18 protein-coding genes, 1 other RNA gene and 1 pseudogene are annotated in these 21,236 nt (G+C 61.0%); 8 read left to right on the top strand and 12 right to left on the bottom strand.

The genetic code is table 11. The annotated features are described in order from the left end of the window. Nucleotide 1 precedes the first annotated feature (1 nt). The gene (locus HSS18214_RS0112520) at nucleotides 2-1,420 is read right to left on the bottom strand and encodes an IS1380-like element ISPsp9 family transposase (protein WP_083844143.1); all 1,419 of its coding nucleotides are present in this window, start codon (nucleotides 1,418-1,420) and stop codon (nucleotides 2-4) included. A gap of 69 nt (nucleotides 1,421-1,489) precedes the next feature. Here HSS18214_RS0112520 and HSS18214_RS18240 point away from each other — a divergent pair. Then, nucleotides 1,490-2,230: pseudogene (locus tag HSS18214_RS18240) on the top strand (S41 family peptidase); the annotation flags it as partial. Here the strand turns inward: HSS18214_RS18240 and HSS18214_RS0112510 are convergent. The 4 genes from HSS18214_RS0112510 to HSS18214_RS0112495 all read right to left on the bottom strand — a co-directional run bounded on the left by HSS18214_RS0112510 (nucleotide 2,227) and on the right by HSS18214_RS0112495 (nucleotide 6,822). Next, entirely contained in the window at nucleotides 2,227-3,480 is a 1,254-nt protein-coding gene (locus HSS18214_RS0112510; protein ID WP_016915634.1) for a UbiH/UbiF/VisC/COQ6 family ubiquinone biosynthesis hydroxylase, read from the bottom strand. The pseudogene HSS18214_RS18240 and the gene HSS18214_RS0112510 sit on opposite strands and share 4 nt — an antisense overlap. A 50-nt stretch (nucleotides 3,481-3,530) precedes the next feature. Further along, nucleotides 3,531-4,775, bottom strand: a complete 1,245-nt coding sequence (gene ubiH / locus HSS18214_RS0112505; protein WP_016915633.1) for a 2-octaprenyl-6-methoxyphenyl hydroxylase — start codon at nucleotides 4,773-4,775, stop codon at nucleotides 3,531-3,533. Nucleotides 4,776-4,869: 94 nt separating this feature from the next. Then, nucleotides 4,870-6,207, bottom strand: coding sequence for a Xaa-Pro aminopeptidase (gene pepP, locus HSS18214_RS0112500; protein WP_016915632.1), 1,338 nt, complete (start codon nucleotides 6,205-6,207; stop codon nucleotides 4,870-4,872). 36 nt (nucleotides 6,208-6,243) lie between these two features. Then, entirely contained in the window at nucleotides 6,244-6,822 is a 579-nt protein-coding gene (locus tag HSS18214_RS0112495) for a UPF0149 family protein (RefSeq protein ID WP_016915631.1), read from the bottom strand. A 168-nt stretch (nucleotides 6,823-6,990) separates the two neighbouring features. Between HSS18214_RS0112495 and HSS18214_RS0112490 the strand changes: the two genes are divergently transcribed. The 3 genes from HSS18214_RS0112490 (at nucleotide 6,991) to HSS18214_RS0112485 (ending at nucleotide 8,187) form a co-directional block, all read left to right on the top strand. Next, complete coding sequence (locus tag HSS18214_RS0112490; protein ID WP_016915630.1) at nucleotides 6,991-7,299, top strand: cell division protein ZapA; 309 nt, start codon at nucleotides 6,991-6,993, stop codon at nucleotides 7,297-7,299. Between the two features lie 59 nt (nucleotides 7,300-7,358). Beyond that, nucleotides 7,359-7,540, top strand: a non-coding RNA gene (gene ssrS, locus HSS18214_RS18875) — 6S RNA. A gap of 20 nt (nucleotides 7,541-7,560) precedes the next feature. Next, nucleotides 7,561-8,187: a 5-formyltetrahydrofolate cyclo-ligase gene (locus tag HSS18214_RS0112485; protein WP_016915629.1), complete on the top strand. Its 627-nt coding sequence runs from the start codon at nucleotides 7,561-7,563 to the stop codon at nucleotides 8,185-8,187. A 393-nt stretch (nucleotides 8,188-8,580) separates the two neighbouring features. On the opposite strand, the gene ilvA is transcribed toward HSS18214_RS0112485, so the two are convergent. Continuing rightward, on the bottom strand, nucleotides 8,581-10,095 hold the full coding sequence (gene ilvA, locus HSS18214_RS0112480) for a threonine ammonia-lyase, biosynthetic (protein WP_016915628.1): 1,515 nt from the start codon (nucleotides 10,093-10,095) through the stop codon (nucleotides 8,581-8,583). A gap of 157 nt (nucleotides 10,096-10,252) precedes the next feature. Here ilvA and rpiA point away from each other — a divergent pair, with 157 nt between their 5' ends. Beyond that, on the top strand, nucleotides 10,253-10,927 hold the full coding sequence (gene rpiA, locus HSS18214_RS0112475; protein ID WP_016915627.1) for a ribose-5-phosphate isomerase RpiA: 675 nt from the start codon (nucleotides 10,253-10,255) through the stop codon (nucleotides 10,925-10,927). Nucleotides 10,928-10,957: 30 nt separating this feature from the next. On the opposite strand, the gene waaA is transcribed toward rpiA, so the two are convergent. From waaA to HSS18214_RS0112460, 3 genes are read right to left on the bottom strand one after another with little or no spacing between them, the layout of a single operon-like run. After that, nucleotides 10,958-12,259, bottom strand: coding sequence for a lipid IV(A) 3-deoxy-D-manno-octulosonic acid transferase (waaA, locus tag HSS18214_RS0112470; RefSeq protein ID WP_016915626.1), 1,302 nt, complete (start codon nucleotides 12,257-12,259; stop codon nucleotides 10,958-10,960). Then, a complete protein-coding gene (hldE, locus tag HSS18214_RS0112465) occupies nucleotides 12,259-13,689 on the bottom strand; it encodes a bifunctional D-glycero-beta-D-manno-heptose-7-phosphate kinase/D-glycero-beta-D-manno-heptose 1-phosphate adenylyltransferase HldE (RefSeq protein WP_016915625.1) in 1,431 nt (476 codons plus the stop codon). Before hldE ends, waaA begins: the two co-directional genes overlap by 1 nt. Further along, nucleotides 13,679-14,776: a glycosyltransferase family 9 protein gene (locus HSS18214_RS0112460; protein ID WP_016915624.1), complete on the bottom strand. Its 1,098-nt coding sequence runs from the start codon at nucleotides 14,774-14,776 to the stop codon at nucleotides 13,679-13,681. Before HSS18214_RS0112460 ends, hldE begins: the two co-directional genes overlap by 11 nt. Here HSS18214_RS0112460 and HSS18214_RS0112455 point away from each other — a divergent pair. Then, entirely contained in the window at nucleotides 14,775-15,506 is a 732-nt protein-coding gene (locus HSS18214_RS0112455; RefSeq protein WP_016915623.1) for a 3-deoxy-D-manno-octulosonic acid kinase, read from the top strand. The genes HSS18214_RS0112460 and HSS18214_RS0112455 overlap by 2 nt on opposite strands. A gap of 10 nt (nucleotides 15,507-15,516) precedes the next feature. On the opposite strand, the gene HSS18214_RS0112450 is transcribed toward HSS18214_RS0112455, so the two are convergent. After that, the gene (locus HSS18214_RS0112450; protein ID WP_026001919.1) at nucleotides 15,517-16,539 is read right to left on the bottom strand and encodes a glycosyltransferase family 9 protein; all 1,023 of its coding nucleotides are present in this window, start codon (nucleotides 16,537-16,539) and stop codon (nucleotides 15,517-15,519) included. 86 nt (nucleotides 16,540-16,625) lie between these two features. Further along, complete coding sequence (locus HSS18214_RS0112445; RefSeq protein ID WP_016915621.1) at nucleotides 16,626-17,792, bottom strand: glycosyltransferase family 4 protein; 1,167 nt, start codon at nucleotides 17,790-17,792, stop codon at nucleotides 16,626-16,628. A gap of 156 nt (nucleotides 17,793-17,948) precedes the next feature. Between HSS18214_RS0112445 and HSS18214_RS0112440 the strand changes: the two genes are divergently transcribed. Continuing rightward, complete coding sequence (locus HSS18214_RS0112440; protein ID WP_237718619.1) at nucleotides 17,949-18,956, top strand: glycosyltransferase family 9 protein; 1,008 nt, start codon at nucleotides 17,949-17,951, stop codon at nucleotides 18,954-18,956. Here HSS18214_RS0112440 and HSS18214_RS0112435 read toward each other — a convergent pair. Next, nucleotides 18,918-19,679: a glycosyltransferase family 2 protein gene (locus HSS18214_RS0112435; RefSeq protein WP_026001917.1), complete on the bottom strand. Its 762-nt coding sequence runs from the start codon at nucleotides 19,677-19,679 to the stop codon at nucleotides 18,918-18,920. The genes HSS18214_RS0112440 and HSS18214_RS0112435 overlap by 39 nt on opposite strands. A gap of 181 nt (nucleotides 19,680-19,860) precedes the next feature. Here HSS18214_RS0112435 and HSS18214_RS18235 point away from each other — a divergent pair. Further along, nucleotides 19,861-21,236: sulfatase-like hydrolase/transferase (locus HSS18214_RS18235; RefSeq protein WP_016915618.1), on the top strand; the 1,376-nt coding region annotated here is incomplete at its 3' end.

The raw sequence follows: 21,236 nt of genomic DNA, 5'->3' as shown, positions 1-21,236 counted from the left end.
GTCAGCTCAGTGCGGTCAGCTTCGGTAGCCCCTTCAGCAGCGTCGGCCACCACTTGTCGGCGGCGGCACCCAGATGAACGGTGATTCGCCGAGCGTGCAGCCTCAGCGTGGCGGCGACCTTGAGCACCTGCTCGCGCATCCGACTCAGACTCCAGCCTTGTCGGGTTTGCCGCTCCAGGAGGCAGCGCAGGCCATGCAGGACCTGGTAGGCGTAGAGGCTGAGCAGCAGGCTCACCTCGTTGCGCGCCATCACGTTCTGAACGGTGGAGGCGCCGCGATCGGTCGACGAGAGGTGCACGTCGAGCGCCGACTTCACTTCGCCCATGTGCGCCTCGGCGCTGCCGCGCTTGCGATAGAGTGCCAGGACCTTCTCTGGCGGCCAGTCGAACTTGCTGAGGTTGGTGACCAGGAAGAAGGCATGCAGCAGCAGGTCATCGGGGCGTTCCTGCACCACCAGCACTACGCGCCGCGGTGCCGACCAGGAGCCGGCTTGGTACTCCAGATCGTGGCACCACTCGCGAGGCTGCTCGGGTGGCCGGCCGGGTGGCCGCTTCAGGAGCGGTGCTGCCAGCTTCTGTAGACCGGTGTGACTGCGCAACCGGCCCAGGTATTCGATCTCCCGATCCTCCAGGGCCTCCAGCGTCGCGTTATCGGTAAAACCGGCGTCGATGCGCACACGAACCTGTGCCCCGGTGCTCTCGTTGAGTCGTCGTACCAGATGCGGGATCCAGGTGTCGGCGTTCTCTGCCGGGCCGGCGTTGCCCTCGCGCAGCAGGCCGCCCACCATGTCGCCGGTCTCCGCCAACGATGCGACCAGCGGCGAGTAGATGCGGGCCCCGTAAAGGCCATGATAGGCCGACCCGCCCTGATGGCCATGCACCTCGATCGGCAGGCCATCGATGTCCAGCGTCAGCTGTTTGGGGCGCTCGCCGTTCTTCAGCGAGGTCAGGCGCCAGACCACCAGTCGCAGCAGGCCTTCGTGCACGGCATCGATGTTGTCGTCTCGGCCGAGGCAGGTCAGCAGCCGCGACAGCGTGGCTTGAGACGGCCTGTCCTGCGCCAATGGCGTCGTCCCGCGTGCATCGCTGCAGGCCAACTGCCAAAGCGGGTCACGGCGCAGCGTGTCGGTATCGCTGAGATCGATCCAGCCCATCGCACGCTGCAGCACCAGGGTACGCAACTGGCTGGCCAGCGAATGAAGGATGCGCAGCGGGTGGCGTCGATCGACCAGATTGTCTTCCAGCGCCTCAATCACGCCGCTGTTGTCGAGGGCCTCACGCAACAGCAGAGCGCCGCTGTCGCTGGTGGTGCGCTGGCCGCTCAGCTCAACACGGACAGAGCCGTTGCATGAGGGCGTCCAGGTGGATAGGCTTTCACCCATGGCGAGTGGTCCTCTTGAATCGTGTTCTGGCAGGAATATCCTGATTCTACAAGAGAAAACCACTCGCCATCTTCGTTTTCAGGTCGGCCTCATGAATAAGCCGGGCTTACGCTGACCCGGGAAATCATCCGTAGCGAAAGTGTGCGCCATGAAACCCTGGAGCCTGGCTACGGCTATTTACGTATCAGCCAGTTCCAATCACGCACGCCGGAACAGGCACGCCGCGCCCTCGAGCGCATGGCACGCGAACAGCCGCTCGAAGGCCTGATTCTGGATTTACGTAACAACCCTGGCGGGGTACTGCAAGCGGCGGTGGGCGTGGCCGACCTCTTCCTGGATAGCGGGCTAATCGTGTATACCGAAGGCCGCCTGTCGGATACCGAGATGTCCTTCTCGGCATCGCCCGATACGCCTGCGCGTGATGTACCGCTCGTGGTGCTGATCAACAGCGGCAGCGCCTCCGCCGCAGAGATCGTGGCAGGCGCGCTTCAGGACCAGCGTCGCGGGGTCATCATGGGCACCGAAAGCTTTGGCAAAGGGTCGGTGCAGCAGATCATGCCGCTAGGCAACGGCGAAGGTCTGAAGCTGACCACGGCGTTGTACTACACGCCCAATGGCCGCTCCATCCAGGCGCAGGGCATCGAGCCGGACGTGGAAGTGGTGCGTGGCCGCCTGGAAGTGGCCGAAAGCCGCCGTGAACTGCGCGAAGCCGACCTGGAAGGGCATCTGGGCAGTCAGAACCAGCCTCGCGAGCGCGCTGCCATGTCGCAGCGGTTGCGCGACGACTATCAGCTCAGCGAAGCGCTCAACCTGTTGAAAGCGCTCAATGTCGTCGACCGGCGCCGCTAACGGCACGTGCTCGGCAGACGACCTCTTTCACCGGTGGCCTGGCGCATGATGAGCCGCTTGAGTGGCACCCACTGGTTCATGCCACTCATGCCGACATTACGCAGCAGGGTCAGGCCCGGCAGCTGACTGCCAAACAGCCCCTTGAAGCCCTTCATCAGGGCCAGCATGGCCGTATTGTCGAGACGACGGCGGCGTTCGTAGCGCGACAGGATGGTCAGGCTGCCCCAGGGCGAGCCACGCCGCCAGGCAGCGACCACTTCTTCCGCCAACACCGCCGCATCCATCAGCCCAAGGTTCACCCCTTGCCCCGCCAAGGGGTGAATGCTGTGCGCCGCATCCCCCACCAGGGCAAAGTGCTCCTGCACATAGCTGCGGGCGTGGCGTTGTACCAGCGCAAAGCGATAGGCTCGATCGAGCACCGTGACAGCCCCCAGACGGTGATCGAAGGCGCGACCCAAGTCCTCTCCCAGCGCTTGCGGTGCCAGCGACTCAAGCCGGGCCGCCTGCTCGGGTGGCACGGACCACACAATCGAGCACAGCCGATCATCGCCGTCCACGGTCAACGGCAGGAAAGCCAGCGGGCTGCCGCTTACGAAGGCCTGACGGGCCGTCGCTCCATGGGCGTGCTCACAGCGCACGGTGGTGACCACCGCTTCCTGGCCCATGGACTCCTCTGCCACCTCGATGCCCGCCAGTTCGCGCAGCACAGAGCGCGCACCATCGGCCGCCACTAGCAGCGGGGTTTCCAGCTGGCGGCCATCCTCCAATACCAGCCAGCGCCCTTTGGAACTGGTCTGCAGCGCGGAGACGCGCACGCCATTCAGCCGGGTCAACGTCGGCAGGTTGGCCAGCTGTGCATTGAGTGCGGCCAGGGTCACGTCGTTCTCGACGATATGCCCCAGCACGGCGGTGCCCGCCTCGTCCGCCGAAAAGTGGATGTTGCCACTGCCCTCGGCGTCCCATACCTGCATGTAACGGTAAGGAGTGATACGCGTCGCCGCCATGGCAGGCCAGGCGCCCAGATGGTTCAACAGCCGCTGTGACACCGGCGTCAGGGCGCTGACACGGGGCGCCGGTAGCGCCTGGGCCACCCCTTCCAACTGCAGAGGCTTCTCACGGGCCTCGACCAGCGCAACCTGCATACCGGCCTTGGCCAGCAACCCTGCCACGCTGGCCCCGACCATGCCGGCCCCCACCACCACCGCATCGAAACGCGTGACCGTGGTTCCCTGTTCTGCTTGAATCGTCATAGCCAATCCTTAATGTGTCAGCGCCAATGGTGCGCGCTACCGTCCCAGCGCTATCGTTCTAGCCCCATGGCTCGGCGTGCCAACCCCCGGCGCAGCGGCCCCACCAGGTTCAGGCCGATCAATCCGGCACCACGGGCATGGGGCAGCAGTGGCAGCGAAGCACCGAACAGCCGCACCAGGCCATCGCTGAAACGGATGACGTTGGCACGATCATGGGCACGACGGCGCTCGAAAGCCGCCAGGGTTGCCAGACTGCCCAAGGGCTGCTGGTGTTGGGCAGCCTGGGCCAGCGCCTCGACCAGATCCATCACGGAGCGCAGTGCAAGATTGAAGCCCTGCCCAGCCACGGGGTGCAGCGCGTGTGCAGCATTGCCAAGCACCGCTAGCCCCGGCCTTACCGGCTCTTCGGCAGTCACCAGCGAAAGCGGATAGCAATAACGCTGCCCAAGCCGATTGAAGCGGCCTACCCGGTCGCCGAACGCTTGCTGCAGCTGGCTCAAGAACGCCTGCTCAGACAGCGCCATGCGCGCCTGCTCACCCCCGCTGGGGTGTGTCCAGACCAGCTCCATGGCCTGACCGGGCAAGGGCAACAGCGCAATGGGGCCGTCTGCGGTGAAGCGCTCGTAGGCGACCCCGTGGTGCGGCTGACTGACCCCCACATGGGCAATCACGGCGGTTTGTTCATAAGAGTGACGACGGCTTTGAATGCCCAACTGCTCTTTCAAGCCCGAGCGGCCTCCGTCGGCCAGTAACGTCAGCGTGGCAGTCAGTTCACTGCCATTCGACAGGCGAAGATGATGCTGCCCCCCTGCCTGCGGGGTCAGCGACGTGACCGAGGCGGGGCAGTGCCACTCGATGGGGAGTTGCTGCAATCGACGGTGCAGCACCTGCCCCATCCAGGCGTTGGGAATCACATGCCCCAGCGCCTCGACGCCCAGCTCTTCCGCGCTCAGGCGCGTCGCCCCCAAACGTCCGCGCTCGCTGATATGAATGCGCTGGATGGGCGAGGCCTCGGCCTGCATCTCCTGCCACACGCCCAGTTGGCGAAAGCGCTGGGCGGAACCCTCGGCAATGGCGCTGGCACGCGCATCGAAGCTGGGCTGCCAGGTGGCCTGGTCGCTCGTGTCGGGCAGTGCCTTGGCCTCGATGATGGCCACGCGCCACCCAAAACGCTCGATCAGAGGTGCGAGGGCGCACCCCAGGCTGGCGCCTACCAAGCCACCACCCACGATCACGATATCGTGAGTGGCAGGCCGCTCACTGGAAGCTTCTGTTACCGCTGCGGACACCTGCATTCACCTCTCCTGGCTTGGCTGTTCAGCCCATGCGAATCATCGTAACCCATAACGTAATTTACATAACGACTTCATCGACTTTGTCGACTGGTCACTATTTAGCCATCAATTGCTCAATGGCCTCGACCTGCTTGGGAACTCCGTCGGTGATCACCTCTCCCCCAAGGGCAGTGACCACCACGTTGTCTTCGATACGAATACCGATCCCACGGTAAGCCGTAGGAATATCGTCATCACAAGGGATATACAGGCCCGGCTCAATGGTCAGTACCATGCCCGGTGCCAGCGGCCTGGGCGTGTTTTCATCGAGTCGATAAGTCCCCACATCGTGGACGTCCAGACCCAGCCAGTGCGACGTGGAGTGCAGATAAAAGCGTCGATAGCTCTCGTCATCGATACGTGCCTGCACCTCGCCTTCCAAAAGCCCCAGGTCGATGAGGCCCTTGGTCAAATCGTGCACGACCCCTTGATGAATATCGGCCAGGGTAGCGCCCGGAGCGACGGCGTTCACAGCGCGCTCCTGAGCCTCCAGCACCACCTGGTAGAGCGCTCGCTGGGCATCGCTGAAGCGACCGGAAACCGGGAAAGTGCGGGTGATGTCGCCAGCGTAGAGATCGAACTCGGCGCCCGCATCGATCAGCACCAGCGCCCCTGCCTCCAGCGCATCGCTGTTTTCAATATAGTGCAGCACACAGGCGTTGGCGCCGCCGCCCACGATGGTGCTATAAGCGGGACCACTGGCCCCTTGCCACATGAACGCATGCTCCAGCTCGGCCTGAAGCTGATACTCATGCAGCCCTGCCCGGCAGGTGTGCATGGCACGCACATGGGCCTGAGCAGAAATGGCCGCCGCGTGGCGCAGCAGGGCGATTTCGGCCGGACTCTTGAACAGCCGCATCTCATGGATGAGTGGGCGGCAATCCAGCCAGCCTTTCAAGGCAGGCTTGCCTCGGCGCACGCCCGCCTGAGCCTGGGCCAGCGCCTCTTCCAGCAGGCTGGTCGCTTCGGGATTGTCCAGCGGCGCGTAGAGCAGTTCGCGGCCATCGAGCAGCGCTGCCAGTTGCACATCGCGCTGGGCGTTCTCGAAGGCCTGGTCGATCCCCAGCTGCTGTTCCACCCCGCCCGCACCCAACCGACGGCCCGTCCAGGCCTCCAGCGTGGGGTCCCGGTCCAGGCAGAACACCACGCTGCTGCCTTCGGCACGCCCAGGCAGCAGCACCAGCAGGCCGTCGGGCTCTTGCAGGCCCGTGAGGTAGTAAAAGTCGCTCTGCTGTCGGAAGCGGTATTCGCTGTCGTGGGAGCGCGTCACCAGCGACGCACCGGGGATCAGCATGGCCGCGTTCGGCGGCAGCTGGGCCATCAGCGCCTCACGCCGCTGGCGGTACTCGTCGGGCCCAATGGGCGCGGGGCGCGGCAATAGCTCAGGCAACATAGTGGCTCCTTGCATATCCTGAAGAACAGTCAGATATCAGTGGACGGGGGCGTCGACCTGCTCGACCTGGGGCTGGCCCGGGTGCTGCTCGGTATACAGCAGCATGGCCGCCATCCGTGCGTGCTCGGTCAGGGCAAACAGATCGTTCTCGTTGTCCGGGCTATCGTCGATATCGGTTTCGATCTGACTCAGCCCCGCCAGGTCTTCGATGGCCTCACGCAGGGTCTGCGACCAGCGCTCTCGCAGCGTGTCATCGGCCACCTCTTCGACGACTTCCATGAAGCCCAGCGTCCACTCCTTGAGCCCTTGGGCCTGTTCGGCAAGCGAAAACAGCTCATCCGGCAGCAGCGGCGCGTAATTCAAGTCGCTGGCACTCAAGGCTTCCAGCGTCTGACGTCGCCAGCCCAACAGTCGCTCTGCACTTGCCTGGTCCCGAGGCTGTTCGACACCGAGGCCCAGGCAAACCTCTTCCAGCCACCCTTCGGCACTCACATCACGCAGCGCCAGCAGGCCACATAGGCGCCCATCCAGAAAAGCGGGAGACTGCATGCTCCCGTGCAATAAAAATACATCCGCCACGTCAGAAAAGTCCTGGCGCTCGTCAATCAATGACATGTTTTGTGCTCGCTTTAGCAAAAGTCAGAGTAAGATTCTGCGCAGAGCGCGGCCGGTACGTGCGTTGACCCCGTACGAGCGGCTCTCTTATAGTGAATATCGTCTATCCATCCTATTTATGTGATGTTAACGCATTGGGGCCCTGACTGGCCCGTGCTGGAGTCAATGATGAGTACCGCCAAGCGGCCAACGAAAGAGATCACCCTATTGGGGCGCAGCTATGTCATTGCCTGCGATAACGGTCAGGAGGTGCAGCTGGAGCGCGCAGCTCGCTACCTGGACAGAGCCATGCACGGTATTCACGCCCAGAGCAGCGTGTTGGGCAACGAGCGCATTGCCATCATGGCCGCCTTGAACATTACCCATGAATTGCTGGAAGCGCTGGACGAGCACCGTGCGGGTGAGGCTAACCTGAGCCGCCTCAATGAGCGCCTCGAACGAGCGTTGGCAGGTACTCGCAAGCCAACGGACGCGTAAAGAGAGCCGTTCGGGGCATGGATGCTTTGGCATTGGCAGCGCCTCTGTTAGGATAGGGATGTTCTCTGGAATGCGCGCCAGTCGTTATAGTCCCTCGAGCCTATACGCAGTACCAGGGGGCCAAATGCTAGCCAGACCCGTGTGCATGTCCGTGCGTCGGAAAGCCTGACGGTCTGGCTGCGGCCACCCACCTGAACCAATAGGTTCAGGGCCAGAACGACAGCGGTATTCTGGGGAACACTTCAACATGGCCTGATAGAGATGACGCATACGACGCCCGATGAAAAGCAGGCCCTGCGCCGTGAACTCAAGCGCAGACGCAAGGCGCTGACCGCCAAACAGCAACAGCAGGCGGCCCACTCACTCTGCCAGCGCCTGAGGCATCAGCCCGAAATCAGACGCGCCAAACGCATCAGTCTCTACCTGCCGGTCAATGGCGAAATCGACCCGACACCCCTGATCGCATGGCTTCGCCAGCGACGCACCACGATTTACCTTCCTGTGCTACGCCCTTTCAGCGCCAATAGCCTATGGTTCGTGCGTTACGACCAGCATACCCCCATGGTCAAGAATCGTTTCGGCATTGCCGAACCCTGCCCAAGGTTTGCAGCCCACCGTGGCCATCGGCTACCCGCCTGGGCACTGGATACGCTGATCGTACCGCTGGTCGGGTTCGACCAGCAGGCCAACCGCATGGGCATGGGGGGAGGGTTTTACGACCGCAGTCTGGCCTTCATGCGCAGACCTGGCCCGGCTCCCGCCTTGATTGGGGTGGCGCACGCTTGCCAACAGGTCGACCAGCTGCCGTTGGAGCCCTGGGATATTCCGCTCAAGGCCGTGGTCACCGATCAAGCCACGGCACGCCCCATAAAAAGGGCTGATCCATGATCAGCCCTCTTGTTTGACCTTTTGCAGGCTCGCGACGTCGATACCGCTCTACCCTGCTACCATTGATCAACTTCCCGATATTGCCTGAGCATAGCCAGTCGCCAAAACCCCAAGTAAAAACACCACGGTTAGCGCCATGACCATATCAGGTTTTCTTCGCCGCATGCCAAATCTCCAACGTCTTTCCAAGTGCCGGTAGCCCTGGGTGCGTCACCAAGGAGTTGCCTTTGGAAAGATGACACACCTCATTATTTGTGGCGATGACTATAGGGCTATAAGGGGGGTAGTGACAACCGCTATTAACACTATTTTCACCCCCCTAATTAAGCGTTTTAGTTTTTTGAATCTGTTCAGTAGTGCGTGGCTGCCAAGTTAGCAATTACTTACATTCAATTACGCCATGAACAGCCGATAGGCCGGGTTGTCGCTCTCCTGCCAGTAACGGTAACCAATGGCGTCCAGGTACTCGGTCACATGGGTGCGATCCTCATTGGGTACCTGCATGCCCACCAGCACACGACCATAAGCAGCCCCGTGGTTACGATAGTGGAACAGTGAAATATTCCAGTCATGGGGCAACTGGGTGAGGAAGTTCATCAAGGCACCAGGACGTTCCGGAAATTCGAAACGGTAAAGCTCCTCCTCGAAGTGCTCCCGGGGCCGACCGCCGCTGAGATGGCGAATGTGCAGCTTCGCCAGTTCGTTATCGGTCAAGTCTTCGACCTGATACCCGCCTTCGCGCAGCTTTTCGATCACCGCCAGGCGGTCTTCGCCACCTGGTTTTACCTGCACGCCAACAAAGATATGGGCCTCGCTGTCATCGGCATAACGGTAGCTGAATTCAGTCACCATTCGTTTGCCCAGCGTTCGACAGAACTTCTTGAAGCTGCCAGGCTTTTCAGCAATGGTGACGGCCAGGATGGCTTCGCGCTGCTCGCCCAGCTCCGTCCGTTCGGCAATATGCTGCAAGCGGTCAAAGTTGGTGTTGGCTCCCGAATTGATGCACAACAGGGTTTCTCCCTCCGCGCCCGTCTGCTGCACGTATTTCTTCAGGCCGGCCAACGACAGCGCTCCAGACGTTTCCGCCACGGCACGGGTATCTTCAAAAATGTCCTTGACCGCCGCGCACATCTCATCGGTGTTCACGGTAATGACATCGTCGATCAGGTCACGTACCAGAGAGAACGGCACGTCGCCAATTTGCGCCACGGCCACACCTTCTGCAAACACGCCCACCTGATCCAGCACAACGCGCTCCCCGGCCTCCAGAGCCGCTTTCAAGCAAGCGCTATCCTCGGCCTCGACGCCAATGATCTTGATATCAGGACGCAGGTATTTCACGTAGGCCGCCACCCCGGCAATCAGCCCACCACCGCCTACAGGGATAAAGATCGCATCCAGCCGCCCGCTGTGCTGACGCAGAATCTCGACCCCGATGGTGCCCTGGCCCGCCACGACGTCGATATCGTCAAACGGCGGAATATAGGTGTAGCCATGCTCCTTGATCAGCTCCTGCGCATGCTCGGCGGCGGCGGCAAAGGCGTCGCCCTTCAGCACCACTTTTGCCCCCCGCGCACGTACCGCCTGCACTTTGATATCCGGTGTGATGCGAGGCATCACGATGACGGCCTTCACGCCCATCAATTTGGCCGCCATGGCCAAGCCCTGTGCATGGTTGCCCGCCGAGGCAGCAATCACCCCTTTGGCTTTCTGTTCTTCCGTGAGCTGGGCCATCTTGTTGTAGGCCCCACGGATCTTGAACGAAAACACCGGCTGCAAGTCTTCGCGCTTGATCAAAATCTGGTTGTTGAAACGACGCGACAAAAAGGGAGCGGGGGAAATAGGCGTCTCGCAGGCTGCTTCGTAGACACGGGCCTGGAGAATCTTTTTGACGGTTGCTTCAAGCATGCTGATATCCCGGAAAAATGGCGTGACCCTAGCGGGTGCGAACAAAACCTCTATTGGTAGCAGATGACAGCCGCCATCGTCTAGCGGCGTTGCCATCGGCAACGGGCGTTCAGGCCGTTATACTAAGCACGACTGCCCACCCTGATTGGACTCCATCATGACACAAGACGAACTAAAAGCCGCTGTCGCCGATGCCGCGCTCGATGAAATCGAGCCATATCTCGAAAAAAGCACCGTGCTGGGCATTGGCACCGGCTCCACCGCCAACCTGTTCATTGATCGTTTGGGCGCGTTACGCGACCGCTTCAAAGGGGCCGTGGCCAGCTCTGAGGCCAGTGCAGAGCGCTTGAAAGCCCAGGGTATCGAGGTCTTCGAACTCAATCACGTTGGCAACGTCCCCTTTTACATCGATGGTGCCGACGAAGTGAATGCTCACTTGCATATGATCAAAGGCGGGGGTGCCGCACTGACGCGTGAAAAGATCGTCGCCGCCTGCGCCGAGCGCTTCATCTGTATTGCCGATGGCTCGAAATACGTCGCCCAGCTCGGCAACTTTCCCCTGCCGGTAGAAGTGATTCCCATGGCGCGCTCTTATGTGGCCCGCGAGCTGGTCAAACTCGGTGCCGACCCCGTTTACCGTCAGGGCGTCATCACCGACAACGGCAACCAGATCATCGACTGCTTCAACTTCATGATCGACGACCCGGTAGCCATGGAAGCACGGATCAATGGCATCGTCGGCGTGGTGACCAACGGCCTGTTTGCTGCACGCGGTGCCGATGTCTTGCTGCTGGGTAAAGCGGATGGCGTAGAGCGCACGGCCTTACGCTGAGCTCTCGCCAAAGCCTGGCTTTGGCCAGGACTAATCCCCGGCCAAGGCCAGGCACCGGCCAAGCCCATCCAGCGTGCGCCAAAGCGCCCCGCGCTGGGCTGTGATTGCCGCTTGCCCAGCCAGCCCGCGCTGCCTGGCACACTCAGGGTTGGTGATGTGTTCTACCAGAACGCTTGCCAGCGCATCTGGCGTGTCAACCACCGTCAGTGCATTGGCCGCCAAGAGCGGCTCGGCGACATCGCTGAAGTTCTCCAGCGACGGACCGCACAGCACGGGCTTACCCAGCGCAGCAGGCTCCAACACGTTGTGCCCGCCCAGTGGCACCAGGCTCCCCCCCACATAGGCGACGCTGCCCGCAGCGTACAGCGTCGCCAGCTCGCCCAGCGTATCCCCCAGGTAGACCTGGGTGGCGGGCGTGACGGGCTGTTGCTGGCTTCGACGACTGACCTTGAACCCTTCACGCTCACACTGGGCCGCCACTTCATCAAAGCGCTGTGGATGCCTGGGCACCAGCACTAACAGCGCCGTGGGGAAACGCGTGAGCAATTGGCGATGGGCAGCCAGCAGCAGCGCCTCTTCCCCGTCTCGGGTAGAGCCAGCGACCCACACGGGACGCTGGCCCCACTCACTAAGTAAGCACTCACTCTCTTCCAATAGCCTTTCAGGAAAGGCTTGTTCGAACTTCAGCGACCCCACCACGGTGGTCGATTCAGCCGCACAGCCCAGCGCGTGAAAACGCTCGGCGTCCTCTGGCGACTTGGCGGCCAGCCACGTCACGTTGGCCAAGGCCCCCTGCATCAGCGGGCGCAAACGCTGGTAGCGGCCAAACGCGCGGGGCGATAGTCGGCCGTTCACTACGGCAACGGGCACCGCCTGCCGATGGCAGGCGTGAAGCAGGTTCGGCCACAGCTCGGTTTCAAACAGGATGGCAAGGTCCGGCTGTACGCGAGCCACAAAACGCCTGGCCGCGCCGGGAAAATCCAACGGCAAAAAACGGTGGGCAAGACGCGTCTGGTCGGCAGTCTCCTGTTCTGCTATCAACGCCTGTGCCTGTCTGGCGCCGGTAGCCGTCATGGTGGTCAGCAGCAGGCTGTGGCGAGGAAAGCGCGCCAGCAGCCCTTCGATCAGCGGGCGTGCGGCGCGCACTTCCCCCACGGAAGCACAGTGCAGCCAAAGTCGCGGCGCGGGCGGGAGTGGTTCAAGGCGCAGTCCCAGCCGCTGGAGTCGTGAGTACGTGGGGACTTGCTCACGCCAGATGCGCCAGCCAATCAAGGGCGCCAGCCCATACAACGCTGCCGAATAGGCCAGCCGTGGCCAGCGGGGGGTGGTCATCAACTTTCGCGATCCAGAATCGAGCTGATCATTGCCGTGGTGGAAACACCATCCTCGAAGCCCAGCACCTTGACTTCGCCCCCGTTGGCAATCACGGCGCTGCCGCCAGCAATGTCTTCGGGGCGGTAGTCGCCGCCTTTGACCAGAATATCCGGCAATACTTGCTCGATCAGGGCGGCAGGCGTGTCGTCACTGAACGGCACCACCCAATCCACCGCGCCGAGCCCCGCCAGCACCTGCATCCGCCGGTTCAACGGGTTGATGGGGCGCTTCGGCCCTTTCAATCGGCCAATGGACGCATCATCGTTCACCGCCACGACCAGCCGGTCTCCCAGGCGCTTGGCCTGTTCCAGGTAGGCCACATGGCCTGCGTGGAGAATATCGAAGCAGCCATTGGTCATCACCACCCGCTCACCGCGCAGCTGCGCAGCGCGAACGGCATCGATCAGAGGCGCTGGCTCGATCACGCCGAACTCGGCCAGCTTGTCGCCATGCAGCGCGGTGTAAAGCTCGGCAATGGAGAGCGTGGCGGTACCCGGCTTGGCCACCACCAGGCCCGCGCCCAAGTTGGCCAGCATCATGGCTTCCGGCAGCGCATGGTTAGCGGCCAGGGCCAGGCCCATCAGGCCAATCACGGTATCGCCGGCCCCCGTGACATCGAACACTTCCTGGGCACGGGTGGGCAGGTGCAGCGGTGCATGGCCTTCACGGATCAGCGTCATGCCCTTCTCGCTGCGGGTAATCAGCAGCGCTTCCAGTGCCAGCTCGGCACGCAGCGCTTCGCCTCGCTCGGCCAGGATAGCGTCGGTGGCGCAGGGGCCTGCCACGGCCTCGAACTCGGCCAGGTTAGGAGTGATCAGGCTGGCTCCCCGGTACCTGGTGAAATCCTGACCCTTGGGGTCGATCAGTACCCGCTTGCCGTGCTGGCGAGCCATCTCGATCAGTCGCTCGACCTGATTCAACGTGCCCTTGCCGTAATCCGACAGGATCACCACGTCGCATTCGGGCAGCGCCTGTTCCACTTGCGCCAGCAGGGCGCTGGTGTCCACGCTATCGAGGCGCTGCTCGAAATCCAGGCGCAGCAGCTGCTGGTTACGGCTCATTACACGCAGCTTGGTAATCGTTGGAACATCAGGGCTGCGCTGGAAGTAAGTGCTTACATTGGCTGCCGCCAGGCGCTTGGTGAGCAGCTCGGCATTGTCATCCTCTCCCACCAGGCCCGCCAGCGCGGCGTGCCCACCCAATGACGCCACGTTGAGCGCCACATTGGCCGCGCCGCCGGGGCGGTCATCGGCATCTTCCACGCGTACCACGGGCACCGGGGCTTCCGGTGAGATACGCGAGGTGCCGCCATGCCAGTAGCGGTCGAGCATGACATCCCCGACCACCAGTACGCGGGCATGTTCCAGGGCGGTTAGATCAACTTTCATCCGAGAGTCCTGTTGTGGTGTGCGCTGCGCTATGCGCCAGCAGCGCATCTAACTTGGCAATGACGTCGTCCGCCTTGATCAGGTCCATGGCATCGGCATGCCGCACCCGCTGCCCCCAGCTCACTTCATCCACCGATTTATGCAGATAGGTGCGTACCGCATCGGGGTACGCATTGACGGCAAAATCGCGCCACAGATAGGGCGCAGCCCGCTGAGGGTTGGTGGTGGCATAGAGGCCAAGCGTCGGCGTGCCCATGGCGTTACCCATATGCGCAGGGCCCGTATCCGGGGCAATCACCGCGCGAGCGTTTTCGATCAGCGCCAGCACGCCCTTCAGCGAGGTGCCGCCGATGGCATTGATGACGCTCCCCGGCTGGCAGAGCGCCTCGATATGGTCGCCCATTTCACGCTCCAGGGGGCTGCCGCCCCCCGTGAGCACGCTCTTGAGACCATGCTGTACCCAGGCGTGTTCAATCACGCTGGCATACCCTTCCACGGACCAGTTGCGAAAATTGCGCAAGCGCGCATTGCTACAGGGGTTGATCACCAAATAAGGCGTGTCGCCACTGATTGCCCGGGCTTCCTCGTAGGCAACGGCAGGCACCGCGAGATTCCACTCCAGACGCTCGTCTTCGACGCCCAGCAGACGCGCAAAATCCATGAACGACTCCAGCACATGGGCGTTCTCGTGGGGGGCTAGCTGGTGCTGGGTGAACCAGTGCTGGGCGTCCTTGGCACGGGCCTTGTCATACCCTACCCGGACGCTGGCTTTGAGACCGAGCGAGAGCACACTGGCACGAATGGCCTGCTGCATATGCAGCAGCACGTCGAAGCGGGTATCGGCCAGCTCACGCCAGAGGGCCCGCATGCCGGCAAGCCCAGTCGCTTTGTCGTACACAACGAACTCGACCCCGGAAAGCCCGGCCAGTAAACTGTGCTCCCCCTTGCCGATAATCCAGGTAATGCGCGCATGCGGCCACTGGCGCTGCAACGCTCGCACCGTGGGCACGAGATTGCACACGTCTCCCAACGCGGAGAGGCGCAAAATGGCAATATGGTTTGGTTGAGCAGGCAGAGAGGGCTTCATGCGCTTAGCGGCACTCCAGCAGAAAAATGGGCTGATTTTACATGATGCAGACAGTTTAAGTGACGCCTGCGCATCACACCAACTCTCCTCCCCGACTCACCCACTGAGCACGGCGCTGTTCGAGGCGGATTACTGGCAATCGCGAGGCCTGGTGGCCGGCGAAGCACCTGGCCGTGGCAGCAGCCTGTTCCTGCAGGCACGCGACCATGAGCAGTGGGTGCTGCGCCCTTACCAGCGCGGCGGGCTCATCGCCAAGGTCAACAAGCAGCGCTATGTCTGGCTGGGGGCAGAGCGCACACGAGCGTTTCGTGAAGTGCGCTTGACCGCCGCGCTGTATGAGCAAGGCCTGCCCGTGCCTCGCCCAGTGGCCTGCTGCGTCACTCGGTTCGGTTTGACCTATGAGGCGGCTCTGCTGACCGTACGCATCCCGGGCGCTCGGGCGCTGGCCTCATTACTGAGTGCTGGCGAGGCTGATGAGGCACTGTTAACGCGCGTAGGGGCAATGATTAAACGTTTTCACCAGGCAGGGCTCGATCATGTGGATCTGAATGCGCGCAATATTCTGGTGGATCGCCAGGGAGAACCGTGGCTGATCGACCTGGATCGTTGCCGCTTGCGCTCGGCAGGCCAGTGGCAGGAGCGCAATCTGGCACGCCTTGAGCGCTCACTGGTAAAGTTCGACGCCTCCCAGGCCATGACAGCCATTCGGCAGGGCTACCGGGTAATCTGACGCCGAGCGATCACTGCCTGGAACGGCGACCTGGGTAACAACGCTGCAATAGCCCCTTGAGCTCACTTAAAATCTCCTCTTCACTTGGCACTTCGCCGCTTCTCCGGAACACTGCTTCGTGGCAGGGTTCATAACGGGGCCAGTAGCGGTAAGGCAGCGTACTGAAGAAGATACCCAGGGTAGGCGTATGCGTTGCCAGTGCCAGATTGCGCACGCCGGTATCACCGCATACCAGTACCGAGACTTCCGCCATCCAGTGACTTAGTTCATCAAGGCCCATACGTGGCTGAACCGAGACATTGGGGTGCCGAGCTACGACCTCAGCGAGAAAGTCCCCCGACTCCTCGGCTTTGTGCCCCTCCAGCAGTACATGCTGATATTGTGGCAATGCCTGTGCAGCCTGCTCGATCAACCTGCTCCACGCCTCTAATGTCAACGACTTGCTCGCTACCGAGGCAAACGGGAAATACACAATGGTCGCTGCTGCTTCCTCTCCCCGGTGCCAGGGCAGGGCAAAATCGAGCGGATAGCGTGGCTTGTGGCCCAATACCTTGAGGAAATCCAGCAGTACTTCGGCCTCATAGTGATAGTTGGAGCGCCGCAGTCCGACATCATAGAGCAGCGTATTGGACAGGCTGCGGTAGGGAAAGCCAAGTTTGATGGCCGCCGGTGTCATCAGGCTCAGTAACCTCGAGCGTGAGGTATCCGCTAGATCAAACAGCATATCCACCTTGCCCACCGAGCGCAGTGAACGCCACTGTGCTGCCAGACTACCACGCCCTTCCTGGACAAACACCTCATCGACAAGATCTTCCGGCACGGCATAGCGGTAGGCGGGTACCGTTGCCAGGATAATGTGCGCCTTGGGAAACAGGCGCCGCAGCTCCACCAAAAAAGGCCGAGCGGCCATGTAATCACCGAAGGCACACTGCCGAATCACCAGGATACGCGGCACCTCGTTCACTGCTGAACTCTCCAGCCAGCGTCGTCCGCGCTTACTCACGTAGGCACACTTATCAATCCAGGCTCTCACTTATGACTCCTCGTATAGCGCCTTGAGAGGTTTCACTCATTATCTATCCACTCCAGACCTGCATTGTTCCGACAAGACCGGGGCGGCTATGGCGCAGCCATGTAATATTCGATCAAACGCCTTACATGCTGCTGATTACTGAAATGCTGCTCAACGCGCAGCCTGGCGGCGGCTCCCATCTCCTGGCGACGTGGCGCATCAGCAATCAGAGTTGTCATGGCATCGCGCCAGGCGGGCACATCAAACGGCCCGACCAGTACGCCTGAAGCGCTGTCCACCAGTTCCGGCAGTGAGCCGGTGTTTGAGCCAATAATCGGCATACCACACGCCATCGACTCGATAATGGTCAAGCCAAAGGCTTCATTTTCCGAGGGAATGCAAACGATATCGAGCACAGGCAGGATTTCAGTCAAATCACTGCGATGACCTAAAAAACTGATCCTGCTCTCCAATGGAGTGCCTGCGATAAGTTGCTGCAATTGAGTATAAAAGCTTTCAATACCGCCCGAGGCATAGTCGGTTCCGCCAATCGACAGGGCATAAAAGAGGAGTGACTGGTCCAGTTCGAGCAGAGCCTTTACCCATACCTCCTGTCCCTTGCCTGGAGTGACTCGCCCCGGCAACCCGATCACTACCGCATCCACAGGCACCCCCAACTCGCGACGCTTGGCATGGATCGCCGCCAGATCGTTGCAGGGCTGGTAGTGCCGAGTATCAACACCGTGAGGTAAACACACCACCCGCTCTTTCGGCAGCGGCAAATTCCTGACATTACGTTGCCAGGTTGCCTGACTAATTGACAAAACACGTTCAACAGAGCCATAAGCCAAACGATGATAGGGGCTTTTCTTGGGGCGTCGCCCCCCCATATGGTCGGTATAAAGAACTCTTAAACCTGGCATCACTAGCTTGAGCAGGGTGATTAGCCGCAAGTCACTCGATTTATGGCAGTGGATAACATCCGCCTCTTCCTCAACCAACCAGCGTCGCAGTGACAGCACATGGGTAACGGCCTGCATATTACTGCTGAAGGCCCGAAAGGGAATGGTATGCTGCTGCATACTGGCTTCCACCCGAGTATTGGAAAGGCAGAGTCCCAGCACTTCCCAGCCCTCGCTCTTGAGGTCTGTAATGATGCGCTCGACGTATAGTTCCAGACCACCATTGCCATCCGATAGGCATAGCTGCACTACCTTGCGAGTTGCTACCGAGGGTTCCGCCAAGTCGTTCTCTGCCAAATTATTTGCTGCCATTACTGCACCTGTTGTATGCCCTGCCGGTTAATGCCGCTAGTCAGCACATTTTCCAGGCCATGTGCTCATTCTGGTAGTATACAGGCTGCAATTAACGGGGCCTAAACCATGGCGCACAAAGTGCTTGTCGTACGCAATGACAAAATTGGCGATTTTATGCTGGCTTGGCCAGCACTGGCATGCCTGAAAAAGGCAACGCCAACGCCGCATATCAGCGTATTGGTGCCTGACTATACAGCGCCGCTGGCCAGGGCCTGCCCGTGGGTAGATGAGGTGATGATTGATCCCGGCCCCAATGCGGATAAAGCCGCCCAGCAGGCCCTGCTGCATGAGGTCAAAGCAGCCAAATTCGATGCCCTGCTGACACTGTTTTCAACCCCTCGTATCGGCTGGCTGGGCTGGCGGGCGGGTATCCCACTACGCATGGCGCCAGCAACCAAGTGGGCGCAGATTTTCTATAATCAGCGTGTACGCCAGCGCCGTTCCCGCTCAGCCAAGCCAGAGTATCAATACAATGTGGACCTTGCCTGTGAACTGCTGGGCCGACTATCACTGACGCTATCTGCGTTACCCTCGCCCCCTTTCTGGCCACTGGAAAGCGAGGATCGCCAGCAGCAGCGTCAGCTATTGCTGCACAGCGCACAAGCAACCGAAAGCCAGATCGTGGTGATTCACCCCGGCAGTGGTGGTTCAGCGGCCAATCTTTCGCTGGATCAATACTCAGCACTGATCATACAGATTCAGCAGCAATTGGGGAGTGTGCATCCACCCCACTGGCTAATCAGTGCAGGCCCTGGTGAACAGCGCGAGGCCGAGGCATTGCAGGCAAAATTGGCGAGCGAAGGCGTGACAGCCAAGCCATTCCCTGCCACTACCAATGTGGCCGACTTCGCTCGCCAACTGGCGGGAGCTGACCTATTGATTGCCGGCTCGACCGGCCCGCTGCATATTGCAGGCTGCCTGGACATCGCCACGGCGGGTTTTTATCCGGCCAAACGCTCTGCCACGCCGCTCCGCTGGCAAACCTGCAACCGTGCGGAAAAGCGCCTGGCGTTCAGCCCGCCTTCAGGCGCTGACACACAGGACATGACTGCCATTGATCTCGACGCGGCAGCCCAACAGATCTCAGCGCTGCTTCTCGGCGGTTTGGGTACGCACCCATAGATCGGCGTACTTGGCGAACGTGGAATGCGCAGAGAGCAGCGCCAGCAACAGCCCCTGCTTGCCATCCTTGAACCCGGCTTTGAGCACGTACATCTTGAGAAAGCAGGCCAGACCATGGCGAATGCCTTGCCATAGCGTGGCCGTTTTGCCTTGAGCCGCCCGCTGCTCTGCCCAGGCCTGGGCATAGTGGGCGGACTTTTCCAGATAGTGGCGCAGGTCGCGGTAGGTGTAGTGCAGCAGATCGCCGGATAACGGCTTTTCGGCAAGGCCTGCGTCGACGACCAGCTTCTCGTGCACCAACGCGGCGTTATACCCTGCCTGACCTTTCGGGTAGAGACGCAGCACCCGGTCTGGGTACCAGCCCGAGTGGCGAATGAAACGGCCAAAACACCAGGAGAGCCGACTCACGCGATAGGCAGCAGGCGGCTGCTGAATGGCCGCCTGAATGCTGTCACGCAATTCAGGGGTCACGCGCTCATCGGCGTCGACCATCAAAATCCAGTCACTGCTTGCCAGGGCTTCTGCTCGCTGGCGCTGAATGCCAAACCCCTTCCAGTCGGCATTCACATGGACCTTGTCCGTGAACGCGCGGGCAATCTCGCAGGTGGCATCCTGGCTGCCCGCATCCAGCACGACGATTTCATCGGCCCAGGTGAGCGTTTCCAAGCATTCACGCAAATGGTGGGCTTCGTTTTTGACGATCAACACAGCAGCAAGAGTCACAGTTCACCTATCCCAGCGAATTTATACCAACGAATCCATAACAACGAATCTATAACAACGAGATGAGCGATCCATTCGCTCATGCTTCATGGCCAGTTTCATTGCATGCTACCACGACCATGAACGTCGAGATTTGGTAAGCTAGCAGGCTCATTCAGCAAGCGACGAAAAGGGACATGGCATGCTCGCTTCCAAGTCACCCCCCCTGACTCCCTGGCTACCGCTGGCCGTGATTGGCGCGAGCCTGGGCTATGCCGTTACTGTCTTGACGCGCTTGCCCTGGTGGACGCTTTTCATCACCGCCACCGTGTGGATGCTGGTAGGCCTCAAGCTACGCTGGGGCGCTCCCTTGAACGCTCGCTACCGCCCCGTCTGGCCATGGTCGCTGCTACCGCTGAGCCTGTTTGGCATTTACGTCTACCTGGTCGACAGCTTTGGCAGTGTGGACCTGGGCGCGGTATTTTTCCATCTGCAAGCGGGCATGGCCGACCATGGCGGTGGCGGCAAAATGGTCATGGCAGTGGTGTATACGCTGGTCGTGCTCGCCATGCTGATCTCCGTCATCTCTATCACACGCCACGACCCGCGTTGGCGTCTGACCGAACGCTTTTTTGCCATTGCCTTGTTAGCCGGGAACCCGCTGCTGTATGGGCTGGGGCAACGCAGTGCCGCCATCGTGACCGATGACGGGGCCTGGCTGGATCGACGCTACGTTCAGCCGCCGCAGGAAGACCAGCCCAATGCACCTAACTTGCTGCTCCTCTACCTGGAAAGCATCGAGCGTACCTATCGTCACGACATATTCGGCAATGCCTATGATGACCTTGACGCACTGGGGGCGCGTGGCATCGTTTTCGAAGGCGTGCAGCAAATGGACAACACCGGCTGGACCATGGCCGGGATGATTGCCAGCCAGTGCGGCGTGCCCCTGATGCCCGCTGGCCTGTTGCATGACAGCCAGTTCGAACCCCTTTCTCAGGTCGTGCCTGGCGTAGACTGCCTGGGCGATATTCTTGCGGGTCAGGGATACCGGCTCAGCTATCTGGGTGGCGCCAGTACGCAATTTGCAGGTAAAGGTCTCTTTTACCGAGGGCATCAGTTCGACACGGTCAAGGGCAAGGAGGATTTCATCACGGACATGGAAGACCCCGAGTATCTCAACAGCTGGGGCCTCTATGACGATACCCTCTACGACTTCACCGTCGACGAAATACGTCGCTTGAACCGTGAAGACGATGGCCCTTGGGCAGTGGTCAACCTGAGCATCGCGGGCCATGCACCCAACGGCTTTCCCGCCCAGCGCTGCCGGGACCGCCAAGGGGCCTTCGATGGCCAGGACATTCTTTACTCCGTGGAGTGTTCGGCCTGGCTGGCCCGCGATCTGATCGAACGCCTGGAAGCAGAAAACCTGCTGGAGAATACGCTGGTGGTGGTGCTCAGCGACCACCTGACCATGCGCGTGTCGGTATGGGACCAACTGACGGCGCTGGATCGCGACAATACCTTTATCATGCTAGGCGACAGGGTGGTGCCCCAGCGGATACGCCGCGAAGCCAC

Source organism: Vreelandella stevensii S18214 (genome assembly GCF_000275725.1).
In the GTDB taxonomy this organism is placed as follows: Bacteria; Pseudomonadota; Gammaproteobacteria; order Pseudomonadales; family Halomonadaceae; genus Vreelandella; species Vreelandella stevensii.
Note: the sequence above shows the minus strand (reverse complement) of the source record. Positions and strands in the feature narration are given on the sequence as shown.